This window comes from Cohnella cellulosilytica (assembly GCF_042431195.1).
Classification (GTDB): domain Bacteria; phylum Bacillota; class Bacilli; order Paenibacillales; family Paenibacillaceae; genus Cohnella; species Cohnella cellulosilytica.
The window spans coordinates 43287-60216 of sequence record NZ_JBHMDN010000015.1 but is presented as its reverse complement, the minus strand read 5'-3'; the positions used below and the strand labels follow the sequence as shown (position 1 = coordinate 60216).

General features: G+C 59.1%; 18 protein-coding genes. 4 read left to right on the top strand and 14 right to left on the bottom strand.

Annotation, left to right across the window (positions count from 1 at the left end; genetic code table 11):
• Window positions 1-19 precede the first annotated feature (19 nt).
• The 10 genes from ACFFT4_RS11460 to ACFFT4_RS11415 form a co-directional block, all read right to left on the bottom strand.
• Window positions 20-628 (bottom strand): hypothetical protein, encoded by a 609-nt coding sequence (locus ACFFT4_RS11460; protein ID WP_378047711.1) that lies wholly within the window; start codon window positions 626-628, stop codon window positions 20-22.
• On the bottom strand, window positions 628-1275 hold the full coding sequence (locus tag ACFFT4_RS11455) for a phosphate starvation-inducible protein PhoH (RefSeq protein WP_378047709.1): 648 nt from the start codon (window positions 1273-1275) through the stop codon (window positions 628-630). The genes ACFFT4_RS11460 and ACFFT4_RS11455 overlap by 1 nt, the downstream gene beginning before the upstream one ends.
• 38 nt (window positions 1276-1313) lie before the next feature.
• Window positions 1314-2357: a hypothetical protein gene (locus tag ACFFT4_RS11450; RefSeq protein WP_378047707.1), complete on the bottom strand. Its 1044-nt coding sequence runs from the start codon at window positions 2355-2357 to the stop codon at window positions 1314-1316.
• Window positions 2347-3222, bottom strand: coding sequence for a cell division protein FtsX (locus tag ACFFT4_RS11445; RefSeq protein WP_378047705.1), 876 nt, complete (start codon window positions 3220-3222; stop codon window positions 2347-2349). The genes ACFFT4_RS11450 and ACFFT4_RS11445 overlap by 11 nt, the downstream gene beginning before the upstream one ends.
• Window positions 3219-3866 (bottom strand): cell division ATP-binding protein FtsE, encoded by a 648-nt coding sequence (locus ACFFT4_RS11440; protein ID WP_378047704.1) that lies wholly within the window; start codon window positions 3864-3866, stop codon window positions 3219-3221. The genes ACFFT4_RS11445 and ACFFT4_RS11440 overlap by 4 nt, the downstream gene beginning before the upstream one ends.
• 15 nt (window positions 3867-3881) lie before the next feature.
• Window positions 3882-4706 (bottom strand): ABC transporter ATP-binding protein, encoded by an 825-nt coding sequence (locus ACFFT4_RS11435; RefSeq protein WP_378047702.1) that lies wholly within the window; start codon window positions 4704-4706, stop codon window positions 3882-3884.
• Between the two features lie 18 nt (window positions 4707-4724).
• Window positions 4725-6443 carry a dipeptide/oligopeptide/nickel ABC transporter permease/ATP-binding protein gene (locus tag ACFFT4_RS11430; RefSeq protein WP_378047700.1) on the bottom strand — a complete coding sequence of 573 codons (1719 nt, stop codon included), beginning with the start codon at window positions 6441-6443 and terminating at the stop codon, window positions 4725-4727.
• Complete coding sequence (locus ACFFT4_RS11425; protein ID WP_378047699.1) at window positions 6440-7474, bottom strand: ABC transporter permease; 1035 nt, start codon at window positions 7472-7474, stop codon at window positions 6440-6442. Before ACFFT4_RS11425 ends, ACFFT4_RS11430 begins: the two co-directional genes overlap by 4 nt.
• 27 nt (window positions 7475-7501) lie before the next feature.
• Window positions 7502-9181 (bottom strand): ABC transporter substrate-binding protein, encoded by a 1680-nt coding sequence (locus tag ACFFT4_RS11420; RefSeq protein WP_378047697.1) that lies wholly within the window; start codon window positions 9179-9181, stop codon window positions 7502-7504.
• Window positions 9182-9508: 327 nt separating this feature from the next.
• Entirely contained in the window at window positions 9509-10327 is an 819-nt protein-coding gene (locus ACFFT4_RS11415) for a DUF4097 family beta strand repeat-containing protein (RefSeq protein ID WP_378047695.1), read from the bottom strand.
• A gap of 291 nt (window positions 10328-10618) precedes the next feature.
• On the opposite strand from ACFFT4_RS11415, the gene ACFFT4_RS11410 reads away from it, so the two are divergent.
• Window positions 10619-11269 carry an S-layer homology domain-containing protein gene (locus tag ACFFT4_RS11410; RefSeq protein WP_378047694.1) on the top strand — a complete coding sequence of 217 codons (651 nt, stop codon included), beginning with the start codon at window positions 10619-10621 and terminating at the stop codon, window positions 11267-11269.
• The gene (locus tag ACFFT4_RS11405; RefSeq protein WP_378047693.1) at window positions 11266-11685 is read left to right on the top strand and encodes an S-layer homology domain-containing protein; all 420 of its coding nucleotides are present in this window, start codon (window positions 11266-11268) and stop codon (window positions 11683-11685) included. Before ACFFT4_RS11410 ends, ACFFT4_RS11405 begins: the two co-directional genes overlap by 4 nt.
• 693 nt (window positions 11686-12378) lie before the next feature.
• On the opposite strand, the gene ACFFT4_RS11400 is transcribed toward ACFFT4_RS11405, so the two are convergent.
• The 3 genes from ACFFT4_RS11400 to ACFFT4_RS11390 all read right to left on the bottom strand — a co-directional run bounded on the left by ACFFT4_RS11400 (window position 12379) and on the right by ACFFT4_RS11390 (window position 14091).
• Window positions 12379-12687 (bottom strand): DUF6809 family protein, encoded by a 309-nt coding sequence (locus ACFFT4_RS11400; protein ID WP_378047692.1) that lies wholly within the window; start codon window positions 12685-12687, stop codon window positions 12379-12381.
• A 136-nt stretch (window positions 12688-12823) separates the two neighbouring features.
• Window positions 12824-13003 carry a ribbon-helix-helix protein, CopG family gene (locus ACFFT4_RS11395; RefSeq protein WP_378047690.1) on the bottom strand — a complete coding sequence of 60 codons (180 nt, stop codon included), beginning with the start codon at window positions 13001-13003 and terminating at the stop codon, window positions 12824-12826.
• A 260-nt stretch (window positions 13004-13263) separates the two neighbouring features.
• Window positions 13264-14091 carry an AraC family transcriptional regulator gene (locus tag ACFFT4_RS11390; RefSeq protein WP_378047688.1) on the bottom strand — a complete coding sequence of 276 codons (828 nt, stop codon included), beginning with the start codon at window positions 14089-14091 and terminating at the stop codon, window positions 13264-13266.
• Between the two features lie 141 nt (window positions 14092-14232).
• On the opposite strand from ACFFT4_RS11390, the gene ACFFT4_RS11385 reads away from it, so the two are divergent.
• Window positions 14233-15204 (top strand): Gfo/Idh/MocA family protein, encoded by a 972-nt coding sequence (locus ACFFT4_RS11385; protein ID WP_378047687.1) that lies wholly within the window; start codon window positions 14233-14235, stop codon window positions 15202-15204.
• Window positions 15205-15248: 44 nt separating this feature from the next.
• The gene (locus tag ACFFT4_RS11380) at window positions 15249-16016 is read left to right on the top strand and encodes a TIM barrel protein (protein ID WP_378047685.1); all 768 of its coding nucleotides are present in this window, start codon (window positions 15249-15251) and stop codon (window positions 16014-16016) included.
• A 65-nt stretch (window positions 16017-16081) separates the two neighbouring features.
• Here the strand turns inward: ACFFT4_RS11380 and ACFFT4_RS11375 are convergent, their stop codons facing one another.
• Window positions 16082-16891, bottom strand: a complete 810-nt coding sequence (locus ACFFT4_RS11375) for a phytanoyl-CoA dioxygenase family protein (RefSeq protein WP_378047683.1) — start codon at window positions 16889-16891, stop codon at window positions 16082-16084.
• Window positions 16892-16930: the final 39 nt, after the last annotated feature.

Sequence of the window (16930 nt, the reverse complement as noted above, 5' to 3'; positions counted from 1 at the left end):
TCCAGCACCTCCCTCCGCTCTATACTGCGCCTTCCGCAATGTAAGGGAAGAAGCCGTCCAGGAACCGCTCCGTCGCCGGCATGAAGTAAGAGCCGAAATGATACTCGGGGTCGAGCGACATCACGATCCAGGTCCCGCCGCTTGCGGGCTTGTCGATATAGAAAATGGCGCCGTCGTTCTCGATGGACACCAGCGTCTCGGCGGTCGCGGGATTCGGATGGAACACGCCGTGCTGATGCCAGGTGCAATCCTCCAGCGTCAAGTAGCGGAACATCGGATGCTCCGGCCGATCGAGCACAAGCCCGCTCCTGGCGTTCTTGTCCAGCCACCACCAGAAGTTCGTCGGCCGATGCTCCCAGCGCTGCTCCGGCACGACGTCTCCCGCCAGCGGCCAGAAGACGACCACGATGCCGCCGCGCTCCGCAAACGCCTGAATCCACGGCTTGATCTTCCGCAGCAGGCCCGCGTGCAGCCGCGAAGGAACGAGCACGACGTCGAAATCCTGCAGGCTCGCCTCCGTCATCTCCGGGATATAGACGATTTCGGAAATAAATCTGCGATATTTCGGAATGTTCCAGCTGCGGTGCTGATGGGAAATCCCCGCGTATAAAGCCGCTATTCTGCGCATTATCCCCGCACCTCCTCGCGCTCGTTCTCGTGCGCCCTGCGCTGCAGTCTCGCATATTCCTCGCGAATCCAGCGCAGCAGCCGCCCCGTAATCGGCCGGGTAGAATCCTCGAACCGGTCGAAGCCGAGCAGCGTCGCACCGGAGCTGACCAGCAGCGTCCCCCCAGTGCTGCTGCGGTCGACGTACAGCGTCGGTTCGCCGTCCGGCAGGGCGAGCAGCGGAATTGCGCCCTCCGGCAGCGGATGATGCCCGCGCGCGAAGAAGCCCGCCACTCCTTTGCGATAGGTCAGCTCAAGCGGGTTCACGCCCGCGAAGAAGGGCTCCTCCTCCACAATCGTAATGTGGTAGTCGGCATGGCTCCTGATCTCGCGCGGAATGAAATCCGAGCCTCCCGGCAGCCAGGGACGGAACAGATGCCCGCCGAAAACAACGATTTTCCCGTCGTCCAGGAAGCTCCGCACGATCTCCCGATGCCGGGTCAGAAACTCCTGATCGCACGATCCGCCGATAATCAGGCAAATATACGGGCGCAAATCCGCTTCGCCCAGTTCATATTGGTCAATCGTCGCAAAACGGGACTTCTCCCCGCTCTCGAACATCAGCTCCGCGCCCGAATCGAGCACGGCAATATCCCGATCATCTGTCATTTCGTTTGCTCCTCGCTTCTTAAGTAGTCCGTATGTCGTCAGTAGCCGGTTCTCCAGACAAGCCGACCGCTCTCCTGCTCGATATAGGCGCCCTCGTCCGTTCCGGTCGCCTCGCGCAACGATGCGTAAGACAGCCGGAACGTCGAATCCGCCATCTCCTCGAACGCGGCCTCCGGCACCATAAAGCCGTTATAAAACGCGCCTTCGATCGTGAACTGCGCCTCCTGCCGTCCATTGCGCAGCATCTGCGCCACCAGAATGACGTTGGCAAAATCGTTCTCGAACACGGCATAAATGTGATCCGGCCGAAAATGGTACTCGATCGCGCTGCGCTCGTTCAGCCAGCTCTCGGCAAGCTGCGCCGCTCCGTCCGTCTCGGATACGCTCAGCCAGTCCGCCCACTGCGCGGCGACAAGGTCCCGATCCGCTTCGAGCGCGGCGATCAGCTCCTTCTCTATCTCCGCCGTCCAGTCGATGTCCAGATAATACGCCTGCGTCTCCAGATCGATGTCGCCCATGCTCGCCAAGTAAGGCTTGCGCATCGCCAGATTGGCGTCGATGACGCGCAGCAGCCGCTCGTGCCCCGACAAGGCGTCCCGGGTCAAGCCGACCTGCAAATATTGCGTGCGCAGCGCCTGCAGCCGCTCCAGCTCGCGGTTAAGCTGACGCTCCGCCAGCCACTGGCCCGCCAGCGCGTCCGTGACCGTCTCGCCGGATCGCAGGAGCGCGGCCCACATATCCAGACCGCCGTTGTACCCTTCCAGCAAGCGTTCGCCGGCTTCGGCCCGGTCCTCGTCGAATTGCCGCTCCAGTCCTTCCAGCTGCGGGGCCAGCTCGGCGATTTTCTCCCGGGTTTGCTCCAGCTCGTCCTTCAGCTGCTGCGTCGTATCCTCGTTGTACACGGCCGCCAGATACGTCGAGAACGCTCCGGTGAGATGCGCCCGCGCCAGCGGCAGCCAGCCAACGATGCCCAAAAACAGACACGCCGCGCCAAGCCCGGCTCCGATCGCGCCCCCCGACAGCCGTCGTCCGACGAAGGGCGGCCACAGCGGCCACAGCGGCCCCCCGGACTTACGCCGCATGGCGAATCCACCCCCGCACCGCCGTATACGCGGCCAGCAGACCGAACAGCGGTCCGACGGCCAGCAGTACGGTTAACGTCGACGCGGTCGCGCCGGTCATACCCGCGAACACCGCCGGCCACTGCTCCCGACATGCGGCCGCAAGCGCTTCGTACCCGACGGCGGACACCGCCGCGGCCGGCGCCCCGCCGAGCAGGCCCATGCCCAGCCCTTCGAGCGCGTACTGCATCGCGACCAGGTGCGGGCTCGCCCCGAGCAGCAGCTTCAGCCGAATCTCCCGGCTTCTCTGCAGCAGCGCCAGGCGGATCGCCAGAAACACCGTCAGGAAGCCGGCCGCCGCGAACAGCGCGAGCAGCAGCAGACCGTACTGCCGGGCGAACGACGCCCACTTCGCCGCCTGCTCCGCGAGCGCCTGCGGATAGACGACCTTCTCGATGCCGTCCATCTCACCGAAAGCCGCCGCAAGCTGCGCGTAGTCCGTCCCGGGAGCAAGCTGCAGGGCGATCGAGTCGGGGATCGCCCCGTCCTCGGAGAACGCTTCAAGCAGCCGCGGCTTATCCTGGAAAAACCGCGCCAGCGCCGCAAGCTGCTCCTCTCCCGTCACCTTGTCCGCGCGCTCGACGACCGACATATCGACGATCGCCTCCGCCACCTTGTCCGCCTCGTAGCCTTCCGCGACATACAGCTTCATCGTCAGCTGATCTTCTACATAATCGTACAGATCGGCGAAGCCCGACCGGAGCCAGACGGCGAACGACAGGAACAGAATCGCGAGGAACAGCAGCAAGCCGGCCGCCGCCGTCGCGCGCCAGTTCCGCGCCATGCCGAGTCCGGCCTCGCGCGCGAAATATCCGGCTTCCCTCATCCCGACCGCACCTTCCCGTCGGCCACTTCCCAGCAGGCCGCCGGAAACCGCGCCATCAGCTCCCGGTCGTGCGAGACGATAAGCATCGTCAGCCCCTCTTCCCGCTGCAGCTCATGGAGCAGGCCCATAACCTCCCCGGCCGTCTCCCCATCGAGGTTTCCCGTCGGCTCGTCGGCCAGCACCAGCTTCGGCTGGCCCATAAGCGCGCGCACGACGGCCACCCGCTGCTGCTCGCCGCCGGACAGCTCGCCCGGGTACTCCCGTTCGCGGCCTTCCAGACCGACGCGCGCCAGCAGCCGCCGCATATGCCGCTCGGTATCCGCGCCGTACAAGCCCCGGACCTGCGCCGCCAGCGCGATGTTCTCGCGCACCGTCTTGCGTTCCAGCAGCTCGTAGGCTTGAAACAGAATGCCGATGCGGCGGCGAAGATGATGCTTCTTCCACTCGTCCAGCGGCCGCCCGGCCACGCGGACCTCCCCGCCGACGGCCGACGTCTCCCGGGTAATCAGCTTGATCAGGGTGCTCTTGCCCGCTCCCGACCGCCCGGTGACATACGCGACGCCGCCTTCCGGCAGATGAAAATCCGCCTCGTCCAGCACCGTGCGCCGCCCGTATCGCACCGTCACTCCTGTCAGTCGAATCATGATGACGACTCCTTCTTACCTGTGAAATTCCAGCAGCGCATCGATCAGGCTCCGCGTGAACGGATGCCGCGGATGATCGATGAGCCTGTCCGGCGTTCCCTCCTCCGCGATCCTTCCTTCGTCGAGCACAATAAGCCGATCGCAGAAGCGGTAGGTCAATGCCAAATCGTGCGTAATAAAAATAATCGCCGTCCCGTACTTCCTCTGCAGCTCCGTCATGCAGGCGAGCAGCTCGAGCCGCAGCGAGGCGTCGAGCATCGAGGTCGGCTCGTCGGCGATCAGCAGCCGCGGCCGGCTGACGAAGGCGCGCGCCAAGCCGACGCGTTGGCGTTCGCCGCCGGACAGCTCGTGCGGATAACGCAGCGCGTATTTCCCGGGATCGAGCGATACGTCCGCCAGCGCCTGGTGTGTGCGCGCCCGCAATTCTTCCTTGTCGCGATGTTCCTTGCGAATGACGAGCGGCTCGGCCACCAACTGCTCGACCTTCATGCGCGGGGACAGAAACTCGTAAGGGTCCTGAAACACAACCGAGATCGATTGGCCCGCCTCCCGCCGTCTCTTGCGATGAAGGCGCGCCAGATCCCGGTTCAGGTAATGAATGCTTCCTCCGTCCGCCTGCTCCAGATTGGCGATAATGCGCCCGATCGTGCTCTTGCCCGCTCCCGATACCCCGACGATTCCTACCGTCTCCTGCGGCATAACGTGAAAGCTGACACCCTTCAGCACGTTCTGCGGACGGCCTCCGCCTCCGGCCGACGGATAGCTTTTTTTCAAATCCTTGACGGACAGCAGCGCCGGCTCGCCAAGCGCCGCCCCGTCACGAAATTTCACCCGGGGCATCAGACGCCCTCCTTCTCCCTACACCGTCGTCGCCGGCTCGCGCGCGGGGCCGATCTGCGGAACGGCCTCCAGCAGCTTGCGCGTGTACGGATGATTCGGATATTTTCGCAGCTCGGCCGTTGCACCCTGTTCAACCGCTTCCCCGCCGTTCAGGATAATCATGCGGTCTGCAATGCGCATGACGAGCGGCAGATCGTGCGAAATAAAGATCATCGCAATGCCGTACTGCCTCTGAAGCCGCTCCAGCAGCCGCACGATCTCCACCTGCACCTTCACGTCGAGGCCTGTCGTCGGCTCGTCGGCGACGATAAATTCCGGCTCGTTCAGCAGAGCCATCGCGATGATCACCCTCTGCTTCATGCCGCCGGACAGCTCGTGCGGGAATGCGGCCCCCCAATGCGCGCTCAAGCCCACCTCCGCAAGCAGCTCGTCGATGCGCCGATTGGCCTCCGCCGGCTTCATCGGCCGATGAAGCTTGATCGCCTCGAGCATCTGCATGCGGATATTCAGCACCGGATTGAGCGCGTTCATCGCCGCCTGCGGAATGAGCGCGATCCGGTTGCCGCGCAGCCGGCGCAATTGCTCGGCCGACAGCTCCGCCAGATCGAGCCCCTTGAGCCGGATGCTGCCTTCCACGCGGGCTGGCGGCTTGAGCAGCTGCATGATCGCCGCGCCGATTGTCGTCTTCCCGCTTCCCGATTCGCCGACGATGCCGACGATTTCGCCCGGGCGGACGATCAGGTTAAAATCCTTGACCGCCCGCACGATGCCTCCGTCCTTGGGGAACGTCACCTGCAGACGCTCCACAGTCAATACCGGAGCCTCCGCCCGATTGTCCATCCCCCGCTCCGACAAGCGCGCGTACAGCGTTCGGTCGGCGCGTTTCTTTCGCGCCGGGGCAGCGGCATAGGCGGACAGCCTCGGGTTCGCTTTCTCCTCCAGCCAGTAGCCGACGAACGTGCAGCCCAGCACGACGATAATGATGCAGATTCCCGGCGGGAGCACCCACCACAGCCACGCCTCCGTCAGGAAGGCGCTGCGCGCGTTCGCGTAAAACAGCATGCTGCCCCAGCTCTTGGCAAGCGGGTCCCCGAGACCGAGGAAGCTCAGCGACGATTCCATCATGATCGCCGCGTTGACGCCCTGGACGAACTGCGGGATCAGCAGCGGGAACACGCCGGGCAGCACGTGCCTGCGCATAATGTAGCCGTTCGTCGCGCCCATGGAGCGCGCCGCCTGGACCGATCCGCGCGAGCGCAGCGACATAATTTGCGAGCGCAGCTCGCGGGCCACCTTCGCCCACATCACAAGCGAGATGATCATAATCTGCGTCGCGATGCTCGGCTTCAGGAAGACGCCGATCACGATCATCAGCGGCAGGAAGGGCAGCGTCATCATCACGTCGACAAGCCGCATCATCAGCGCGTCGATCCAGCCGCCGAAGTACCCGGCTACGATTCCGATCGCCGCTCCGATCAGCATGACGCAGACCGCCCCGACGATTCCGACGGTCAGCGATACGCGCGCGCCGCTGACAAGCTCGGCCAGAATATCCTGGCCGATGTCGTTGGTGCCGAGCCAATGGGCCGCGCTCGGCGCTTCCAGCGGGCCGCCCGAACGCTCCTTGGCGTCGTAGGGCACCGCGAGCGGTCCAATCAAGGCCAGCAGCACGACGAGCGCGATCAGCCCCATGCCGATTTTGCCCAGCGCCGCCGCCCTGTTACTTTTCCCGCTCATCCGGCCACCCCCGATCTTCTGCGGTAACGCGCGCGCGGATCAACGAGCGGGTAGGTCAAGTCCGCCAGCATATTCGCCAAAATGACGGACACCGTGGACATGAGGAACACGCCCTGCATCAGCGTAAAATCCCGGGCCATCACGCTCTCGTACAGCAGGCTGCCGATGCCGGGATAGCTGAACACGGTCTCCACGATGACCGCTCCGCTGAACAGCATGCTGAGACTCATCGTCACATGCGTGTACACGGGCAGCATCGCGTTGCGCATCGCATGCTTGAACATCAGACCGCGCTTGCCCACGCCCTTCGCCTCCGCCAGCATCATGTAATCCTGCCCGAGCGCGTCCAGCATCGTCGAACGCATCAGCAGAAAATACGTGCCGATCGACGCGATCGTAATCGTCGCGACAGGCATGGCCAGATGCTCGGCGACGCTGACGTAATACGACCAATCGTCGGTGCGGATCATCGGCGCGGCCCCGTAAGTCGGAAACCAGCCCAGCTTGACGCCGAATACGGCGATCAGCACCATGCCGAACCAGAACCCGGGCATCGACTCCACCGTCAGCACGGCGGTCAGCAGCGCCGCGTCCCTTTTCCTGCCTCGGTTCCATGCGGCATACACGCCCAGCGCAACGCCGATGAGTGGCGTCAGCACCAACGGCGGAACGACGACAAGGAAGGTCCATGGCATCCGTTCCCTGAGTACCTCCGTTACAGGCTTGCCGTACTTTGTGGACAACCCCATATCCAGAGTCGCGACGCTGGCGATAAACCTGCCATACTGCTCCAGCACCGAGCCGTCCAGCTCCAGCTCCTTGCGCACGGCCTGGCGCTCGTCCGGCGTCATCTCCTCGTACAGCTCCTGGCCGATGACGAACGCGAGCGGATCTCCCGGCGCCAGCCGCGGCAGAGCAAAATTGATCGTCAGCGCGAGCGCGATAACGGCGAAATATTGTATGCATTTACGACCGAGCCGCAGGAAGAAAGAACTTCTTCCCGCAGCCCGCACAGTTGTCCGGCTGGACATGCCGCGCATCCCTCCTTACCTGACCGGTTATAGCGGCGCGCCTACGGCCGCCTTCTTGCCCGTCTCGCCCAGGAAGGAGAACTTGTGAATAATGCCGAAGCCGGGGGATTCTACCCAATCGTCGTATTTCTTCGCGTTGTAGGCCCAATTCTGCTCCGGATAGTAGACCGCGATCGCGGTCGGCTGGTCGTTATACACCGCCTGCATCTTGAAGGACACCTGCTTGCGGCCTTCGATCGTCGTCGTATCCATCCATTCCTTGGTCAGCGCGTCCATCTCCGGATAAGGAATATCGCGGCTCCACAGGTAACCCGAGCGATGCGACATAATGAATTGGTCCGGGTCGCCCACGCCGTGGGCGGTAATCGAGCTGAGCATGAAATCGTACTGCTTCTCCGAGGAACGCGCCGACACCGTGGACGCATCGAGCACCTCCACCTTCAGCTTAACGCCGATCGCCGCGTAATCGTCGACCATAAGCTCCGCCGCGCGAATCCAAGACGGCTCCGCGCTCGTCACGATCAGGCTCATGTTCATCGGCGAGCCGTCCTTGTACTCGCGAATGCCGTCGCCGTCGGAATCCTTATAGTCGAGCGTATCGAGCAGAGCGTTCGCCTGCGAAGGATCGTAAGGCTGCGCATTGTCCGGATTGGTCCACGGCGAGTCCGGGTGAGGGTAGCCCTTCAGCCCCGGCCGGCCATGGCCGAGCAGCACCGTGTCGGTAATATCCTGACGATCGATCGCCATCGACATCGCTTTGCGGAAATCCTCGTTGTCGAACGGCTCCTTCTGATAATTTTGCACCAGCTGAATAATCGTCAGCTCGTCGGTGCGCTGAACCTTGAAATCTCCCGCGTTGTCGAACGACGTCAGCAGCTCGGGCGGCACGCTCTTCGCCGAGACGTCGATATCGCCCGCCTTCAAGGAGTTAAACATCGCCGTCTGATCGGTAATGATCGGCATATATAGCGTCTGAACCGTCGGTTTGCCCAGATAATACTGCTCGTTGGTTTCGAACTTGTAATACTGCTCCGGCACGTATTCCACGAGCTTATACGGCCCCGTGCCGACAGCCAGATCCGTGAACTGGCGCGGGTTCTCCACGTTCTCCCAGACGTGCTTCGCCAGAATCGGCAGGTCGGCGAACGTGACCGTCTGCAGAGAAGGACAAGCGTATTCGCAGACGAACTCCAGCTCGTTGTCGCCGAGCTTATTGATTTCCTTAATGCTGGGCACCTCGTTCACGTGGTGGGTGTGGCGGTTCTGCGGACCGTCCCGGTAATACTCGTACGTGAACTTCACATCGTCGGCGGTAAACGGCACGCCGTCATGCCAAGCAATGCCGCTGCGCACCTTGAGGCGCCAGGTCAAGTCGTCGATCTGTTCGGCCGATTCCGCCAGCATCGGGATCGGATCGTCTACGTAAGGAGACGGACCGAACAGCTTATCGAACACGAGCTCCGTCATAAAGTCGACGCTGGTCGTATAGATGTTCAGCGGTCCCGCATCCGACGGGATGCCGATCGTCAGCTTGTCTACGGCGGCCGTAACCGCCTGCGCCGTCTCCTGCGGCGACGCGCTTGCAGCGCCGGCGGCGCCGGACGGACTGCCCGCGCTGTCGGTATTCGATGAATTGCTGCACGCCGTCGCGACAAGCAGCAAGGCGATAATTCCTCCCAAGATCCACTTTCCAGTAAAATGATGCATGAAAATTTGTCTCCTCCCGAACCCTTTGAGCAAGTATTTTATGACACTCACACGATATATGATAATGATTCTCATTGTCAACGGCTCCGAGGGGCGGAGAAAAGCCGTACTCTCTTGAGTTCCTTGCCTACGCACCGCATTATTCAAATTTTGAATAGTTTCATTGAAAGGATCGAGCCTTCCGTTCACCGCCTGCGCAACCGGGAGACAGGCATGGCCGTCTCACCGCATGCCAAATAGGACTGTCCCCTTATGGAACAGTCCTATCGCCATGTTGACGATTGCGCAACCTCGTCCTTTTGTTCTGCAAACGGTCGATTAACCGACTCAGCGCTGCGTATCGACCACAATTTCTCCTACCGCGGCATAAGCGTCGATCTGGAAGCTTGGCGTCCCGATCGTTCCGATTTTTTTGTTCGCGGCCTGCTTGCTGTATTCGACTTCATCGAGTCCCACCTTGATTTCCCCGACCTCGCTTTCCAGCTTAAAGCCGGCGTCCCGCGGAGACTCGCTCAGATGGATGGCGATTCTGCCCGCGTCCGTTCTCGCTTTCACATCGTTGGCAAGAACAAGGCTTTCCACAACGATTTCTCCCGCATTCGCTTCCAGGTCCAATTTTCCGGAAACGGCCTTCAGCCGAATGTTCCCCGCATCGATCCGAATATCCGCGGCTGTCGTCTTTACGTCGGAAGCTTCCACAGAGCCAAACGCGTTGCGCACCTTCAGCTTCCGGTACATTTTGTCCGGCAGAGAAATCCGCAGCTTTCGGGCTCCGGTCCGATCCTTAATCGAAAGTCCCGATTTCTCCTCGATTTTCACTTTCAACAAGCCGGACTCCACCTTCGCCTCGAACGCGAACCGATCGCGCAAACCGTCGTCCGCCAGCAGTTCCACTTCCGCCAGCTCGTCCGCCGAGCTTTCAATCCGAATCTCCATCGCCTGCGCGCTTACTTCAAGTTCCTCAATCTCGTCCTGTGCATAGGAACGCTTCTCCACAGAAACAAGCTTGTCCGAGCCCGAATCGTCGCCCATAACCGTTTGCTGAACCTCTTCCGTTATCGAGCCGGCCAAATCCCCGCATGCAGTCAGCGCCGTCGCCATAACGAGAATCGCGAACAGCTTCGCGTTATTTCTCTTTTTTCTCACCTTGTCCGCCTCCGGTTTCCTCCACTCTATCTTCCCTCATTATAAAGATACTTGCGGATGATCATTCATCATCAACCGCACAGCTGTTCCGGCGATAGCCAGTTATTGATATCCAGCGGCTCAATGGTTACGTTCATCTATATATTTTCCATCTCATAGATTTTTTGAAGGGGTATGGATGTGTTGCATTTTTTCATCGTCCGCCTCTGCGTTCATATATGATAAGACGGTACAATCTATCCAAGCCTTCTGGAAAAGCACGGAAGAACTATGGAAACCGGAGGACTGAAAGTGAGACGGCATATTCAAAGCCTCGTGTTGTACCTATTGGCGGACGATGGAACGAAACTAGCCGGTCAGATCGCCCAGCTTACGGTAGACGAATCGAATGCCGCAAAGGTAACCCTCGCGGACATAGCCCCCTATGGCACGGCGACGGACGCTCTGACCAATAAGCCTCTTCAAGGCGTAAAAGTCTCCGTCTATTGGGCGGATACCAAACTAAACCGCAGCATGGGCCGTAAGCCGAACACCCGTGTTGAGTTGCCTAGAGTCCAAGGGATGGCCAACCGAAATACGAATCTTCAGTCGACGGCAACGGATGGGCAATTCGGCTGGCTGCTTCCTCCCGACGGAGATTACTACGTCATTGCCGAAAAAGAAGGTTACAAAACATACGACGGCCACGGCTCAATCCTCCATGTCGGCAAAACTGCCGTCAAGTTGAACTTTGCTCTACAAGCAAAAGTACTGGAAAAAGGGGGATTAAAAGCGTTCGTCTCCGGCTACCCGAACGGAACGTTCCGGCCGAACGCGGGCGTAACGCGAGCCGAATTGGCCTCCATGCTGCTGAAGGCGTTAGGGCTCCAACCTCGAGCTTCAGCTGTCGAATACAGCGACGTTCCCGATACCAACTGGGCTGCCGGAGCGATCGCACATTGACCGAGCAAGGCTTGATGGGCGGTTATCCAGACGGTACCTTCGGACCAGACCGGCCGATTACGCGCGCCGAGTTCACCGTCGTGCTAGTCAGAGCCAATCAACTGTCGCAAGGGAATGGTGAATCTTCCCTATGCGATATCGACGGCCATTGGGCGAAAGGATCCATTCTTCTCGCCGAGCAAGCGGGTCTGATCCACGGAAATCCGGACGGCACGTTTAATCCGGATTCGAAATTGACTCGCGCTCAAGCCGTCGTCATTCTCAACCGTATGCTGGGCTTGACCTCGCAGGAGAAGTTCGAGCATCGGGAGCTATCGGACGTTCCTGCCGACTTCTGGGCCTACGACGACATTATGCGGGCTATCGCCGATCATGAATACCAGAAGCTAGGTAATGGCCTTACGCTCTGGAAGTAAGACAACTAAAAAACCGGAATCTGCCGCGGCAGACTCCGGTTTTTTAGTTGTTCTCCAGCCATATGTCATGCCACGGCATCGGCCAATCGCTCGCCGACGGGACGCTTATTCCAGGGATGAAGGTTATCCGCTTCGCCCAGGTCGCGAATAGAGACTCATTCCCTTGCTCGTCACTCGCTCCAGCGTTCGTCGTTGAGCTTCCCGCACGGCTTCCCACTGTTCCGTCCTTCCGAAGTAGTACCGGTACGTCAAGCAAAAGTGACGCAGCAGGGGGTGATAGATGCCCCCGAGCGGGTTTGAAGACACGCCCTAGGGTAATGCTTCTCACCAGTTGCACGTATAATTGCCTCATGCTATCATAAGAATAGAATCAAGGAGCCGGACGCCATCCGACTCCCCTGTACAACATTTGGGTGGGAAGCCTCCCCAGAGAAGACTTATTTGAAAATAACCCGTTCCCCTGGCGCTAACCTGGGCGGGTTATTTTCGCTTTTTCAGATAAGTGAGCAACGTCAGCAAAAACATGCCGAGCATAATCACTTCTGTAAGCGAAAATTGCATGAGCATCACCTCCACTCTGGAGGCGATACTTCCCCACCCAAGCCTATTGTACATCCGTATTATAACAAACTAAAAAAGAGATTCATAGAATATGGAAGTACCTGCATCTCAAGCGATTTATCTCTATTTTCATCATAATGACAAGCCTGAAGCTGCATTCGAAACCAGATCCTCGCGTCTGCTCATAACCTCAAAGATCATGTTAGCCCCGAGCTTGAACCCGTGAATAAAGGCGGCTTCGACATGTATGCTGTCCATGCTGTCGCACAAATCAAAATATTCTTCAAGTTCACGGTACATTTCCTCGTCCAACCTGCTACTCCACTGTTCCTTCATAGCACCAATTTGCCTGCCTAACGGTCGATACTCCGGATGAGACGGCACAATTGTCTCGTCGGGTTGAATCTGCCCACGGTATAAAGCTGACAGGATCGATTCCATGTTCATCCTCCCAGAATGTCATCGCATCGCTTGAATGAGGTTCCTGCACATGGTAGGATATTTATGCAGTCTGCTCACGTAGCGATTGCGTGCAGGAAGTAGCGGTATTCTTCTCGGGATGCTCGCTACTTCTTCTTTATTTTTGGAGATCGTCATACACCTTCTCAATCCCTTTGCGAACGATATCTGAACGTGTCGTATTTAGCTTCTCAGCGGAAGCATCGAGCTTGTTCATAATTTCCTGATCGACACGTATCTCAATCGTTCTGCTTTTGGGTTTGTCTGATGGAGGACGCCCCATTTTTTTAGTGGACATCGCTTCACCTCGCTTTTTGTCCTGACAACAATATATTATTGTCTGGACAAAAAGTCAATCTGATCATTTTGCAGAACAATAATTTTTCCCATCCAATACCACTCAGGACACGATGAGATGAATTGTCTCGTAGCGTCGCAAGCACTGAATTTGGTTGCCCATCAAATTCGCTTGTTAGGCGCATACTTCAAATTGCATCAAGCAGATTTGGCATAAGCAAAAAAAACCGTTACTACTCCTCCAATCAATCTCCTATCCCCTCACTCCCCATACTGCATCCGAAACTGAACCGGGGTCATGCCGGACAGCCTATGGAACGTGTGTACGAAATGGCTGTCGTCCTGGAAGCCGACCTCGGCGGCGATGTCCTTGACCGTGCGGGAACGCCCCGCGATCAGCAGCTCCTTGGACTTCTGAATGCGGAACCGGACCAAATATTGATAGGGGCTGATGCCCCAGCTTTTGCGGAACAGCGTGTTCAGATACTGCGGGCTGACGCCCAGCGTATCCGCCATGCGGTCGAGGCCGAGGTCCGGATCGCCGTATTTTTCCTCGATAAGCAAATAGATCGGCGTCAGCCTTTCATGGCCTTTGGACAGCGACGGCTGGCCGCTCGATCGGCCATACTGTTTCAGCCACGAAAGAAAAGCATAGACTTCGAGAGATCCGCTAATGCCCGCAAAATCGTAGCTATGGCCGATTCTCTCCCGATAATGCCCGTGAACGCCGGCAAGCGGGCAATCCTCGTCCCAGCCGATCGGCATCGCCACGGGAATGTCCAGCGCGGCGGCGATCGGACTGGCGAGCGCCCCGTCGAACGTCATAAACCAGGAGGACCAGCCGCCCGGGTCGGGCGCATAGCTGTGCGGCACATGAGGTTTCAGCAGAATACCCTGGTTCGGCTGCAGCCGGAAGGTCGTCCCGCTTACCGTAAACTCTCCGCCCCCCTCCACCGTATGAAGCCAGTGAAAATCCTGAAAGCCATGCTCCCGATGAATCGGCGTCTGATCGGTATAGCCGATGCTCGTCAAATGAAGCGGCAATCTCCGGTCCCACTCCGTCGTGACGAAATGCCTTCCGTAGTACATCCTCTCGCCAACCTCCTGGAGTTTCATTTTTCGATACGTTTTAGGCAGTATATTATATTTAATTCGGATATTCCTTCAACTACAATAAGGGCGTAAGTTGAATTATACAATATCCAACCGAGTAGAGGAGCGGATAAGCGCATGACGTTAAAGCTTGGTTTTATCGGAACCGGAGGCATTGCCAATCAACACATTCGCAATTTGGTGCAGATGGAGGGCGTCGAGCTGGCGGCGTTCTGCGACGTCGATGCCGGGCGGGCGCAAAAAGCCGCGGACGAGCACGCCGGAGCGAAAGCGTATTCGAAAGTGGACGATATGCTGGACGGCTCCCGATTGGACGGCGTTTACGTATGCGTCCCTCCGATGGCCCACGGGGAAGCGGAAGATCGGCTTGTCGAGCGAGGCATCCCTTTTCTGGTGGAGAAGCCGCTCGGAATCGACCGGGAGCTCCCGCGCTCCATCGGCGACAAAGTAAAAAATCGCAAATTAATTACTTCCGTAGGCTACCACTGGCGTTATAATGAATCTGCGGCCCTGGCCAAAAAGCTGCTGGCGGGCAGCAAGCCCGGCATGGCGCTCGGCTACTGGATGGGCGGAATGCCGATGGTTCCGTGGTGGAGAGTGCAGGCCGGGTCCGGCGGACAGTTCGTCGAGCAGACGACCCACATCGTCGATCTGCTCCGCTACGTGTGCGGAGAGGTGCAGGAGGTGTACGCGGCTTATGCGCTCCGGGTTATGGGAGACAAGGTGGAAGGCACCGACGTCCCCGATGTCGGCACCGTAACGCTGAAGCTGGCTAACGGCATGATCGCGACGATCTCGAATACGTGCCTGCTTCCGGTCGGCCATCACGTCGGGCTGGACATTTACACCGGCAGCGGCGTGCTGGAGCTTAGAGGAGACGGGCTCAAGGAAATTGCCGCCGAGGGCACGAGCGTGCATCCGAACGTCACCAACCCTTATTACGTCGAGGACGAGGCCTTCCTGCACGCCCTGCGTACCGGGGACGCTTCGCGCATTTTATCCGACTACGAAGACGCGCTGAAAACGCACGAAATTACGATCGCCGCGAACGAATCGGCTTTGTCCGGACGTCCGGTGAAGCTTGGCTGAGCGGATCATTACATTTGGGAGTCAGAGGAGGAGCTTGGAGCGACATGAAATTTTCGTTGTGCATCGGGGCTTACCAAGGCAAGGACGTCGTCTATCATCTGGAAAAAGTAAAAGAGCACGGATTCCAGGGTCTGGAATATTACGCGTGGTGGGATTTGGGCGATCTGAAGAAGCTGGCGGCGGAACAGGAGCGCATCGGCGTCGGACTTAGCGCCACCTGCACGAGGTTCGTCAGTCTGGTGGACGAGTCGCTGCGCGACGCTTATCTGGATGGCGTTCGCCAGACGATCGAAGCGTGCCGCATTCTCGGCGTTCGCTCGGTCATCTCCCAGACGGGCAACGTGCTGGACGGCGTGCCGCGGGATCGGCAGCGTCAGACGATGGTGGAGACGCTGAAGCGCTGCGCGCCTCTGTTCGAGGAAGCCGGAATCGTGCTGGAGGTCGAGCCGCTGAACGGACTGGTCGATCATGCCGGCCATTTCCTGCAGCGCTCCGACGAATCGGTCGACGTCATCGACCAGGTCGGCAGCCCGAACGTCAAGCTCGTGTTCGACGTCTACCATCAGCAGATTACCGAGGGCAACGTCATCCGCAACGCCACCGGCTATATCGACCGCATCAACCACTACCATATCGCCGACAATCCGGGACGCAAGCAGCCGGGCACCGGCGAGCTGAATTACGTCAACATTTTGCGGGCCATCAAGGGCACCGGCTTCTCCGGCTTCGTCGGCCTGGAGTGCGGTTACACGATCGATCCGGACGAGGCGATCCAGCAGTTTAAGGAAGAGATTTTGTCTCAAGTGCTGTAATCGAACAAGGAGGCCGCCGGAATGGCGGCCTCCTTTTGAATTGAGCGGTCTGCGGAACGTGTACTTTAATGAGGATAAGCCATCTCGAACTCGATGCCGCAAGGACCGCCGTCCGGGTTCGGCTCGAGATCGACGGCCGTGCCGTCGGCGCGGAAGAGCGGCCGATAGTGCGTATTGATGCGCGTGGCCGACGCATTGGCGTAGTGGCAGATGAACGCGCGGCGGAACCGGTCCTTCGTCTTGTTCCGGTAGGAGCCGTGGATCAGATTGCCGTTGAAAAACAGCACGTCGCCCCGGTCCATTACCGCCGGGATCGCTTTCTGATCCTTTGGCGGCTTAACGTAATGCGTGGTAAACGACTCGTTCGAGTCGGCCGTCTCCGGACAAGAAATGTCGTAGTCGCTCGTCTTCGGCACGACAAGCAGTCCGCCGTTCTCTTCGTTCGCCGCGTCGACCGCGGTCCAAGCGGCGATGCAGTTGCCCGGCTCCACCTGAAGGTAGAAATTATCCTGGTGCAGCGCCTGTCCGCGCGATCCCGGCGGCTTGTAGTAGAACATGCTTTGCGCGGCCAACGCCTCTTCGCCGTACAGATCGGCCAACACCTTCATCACCGGCTCGTGCAGCATGTATCTCTTGGCCGCTTCGTTGAACCGGTGAGGATGCATGACCCGCGGATACCTCTTCAGCGGATCGGCGTTCTCCCCGTTCAGATCAGGCTCGAAATAACCGGGCACCGCCGTATGACTCATCTCCTCGAACGTCTCGTCGATCTCCCGCAAATCCGCCTCGGAAAACAATCCTTTTACGATGACATAACCTTCCCTTTCGAAAAAAGCAAGCTGCTCGTCCGTCAACGTCTTCCGTTTCGTTTCCATCTTCATCGCTCCCTGCTGGCAATTTCATTGCTCTTGACA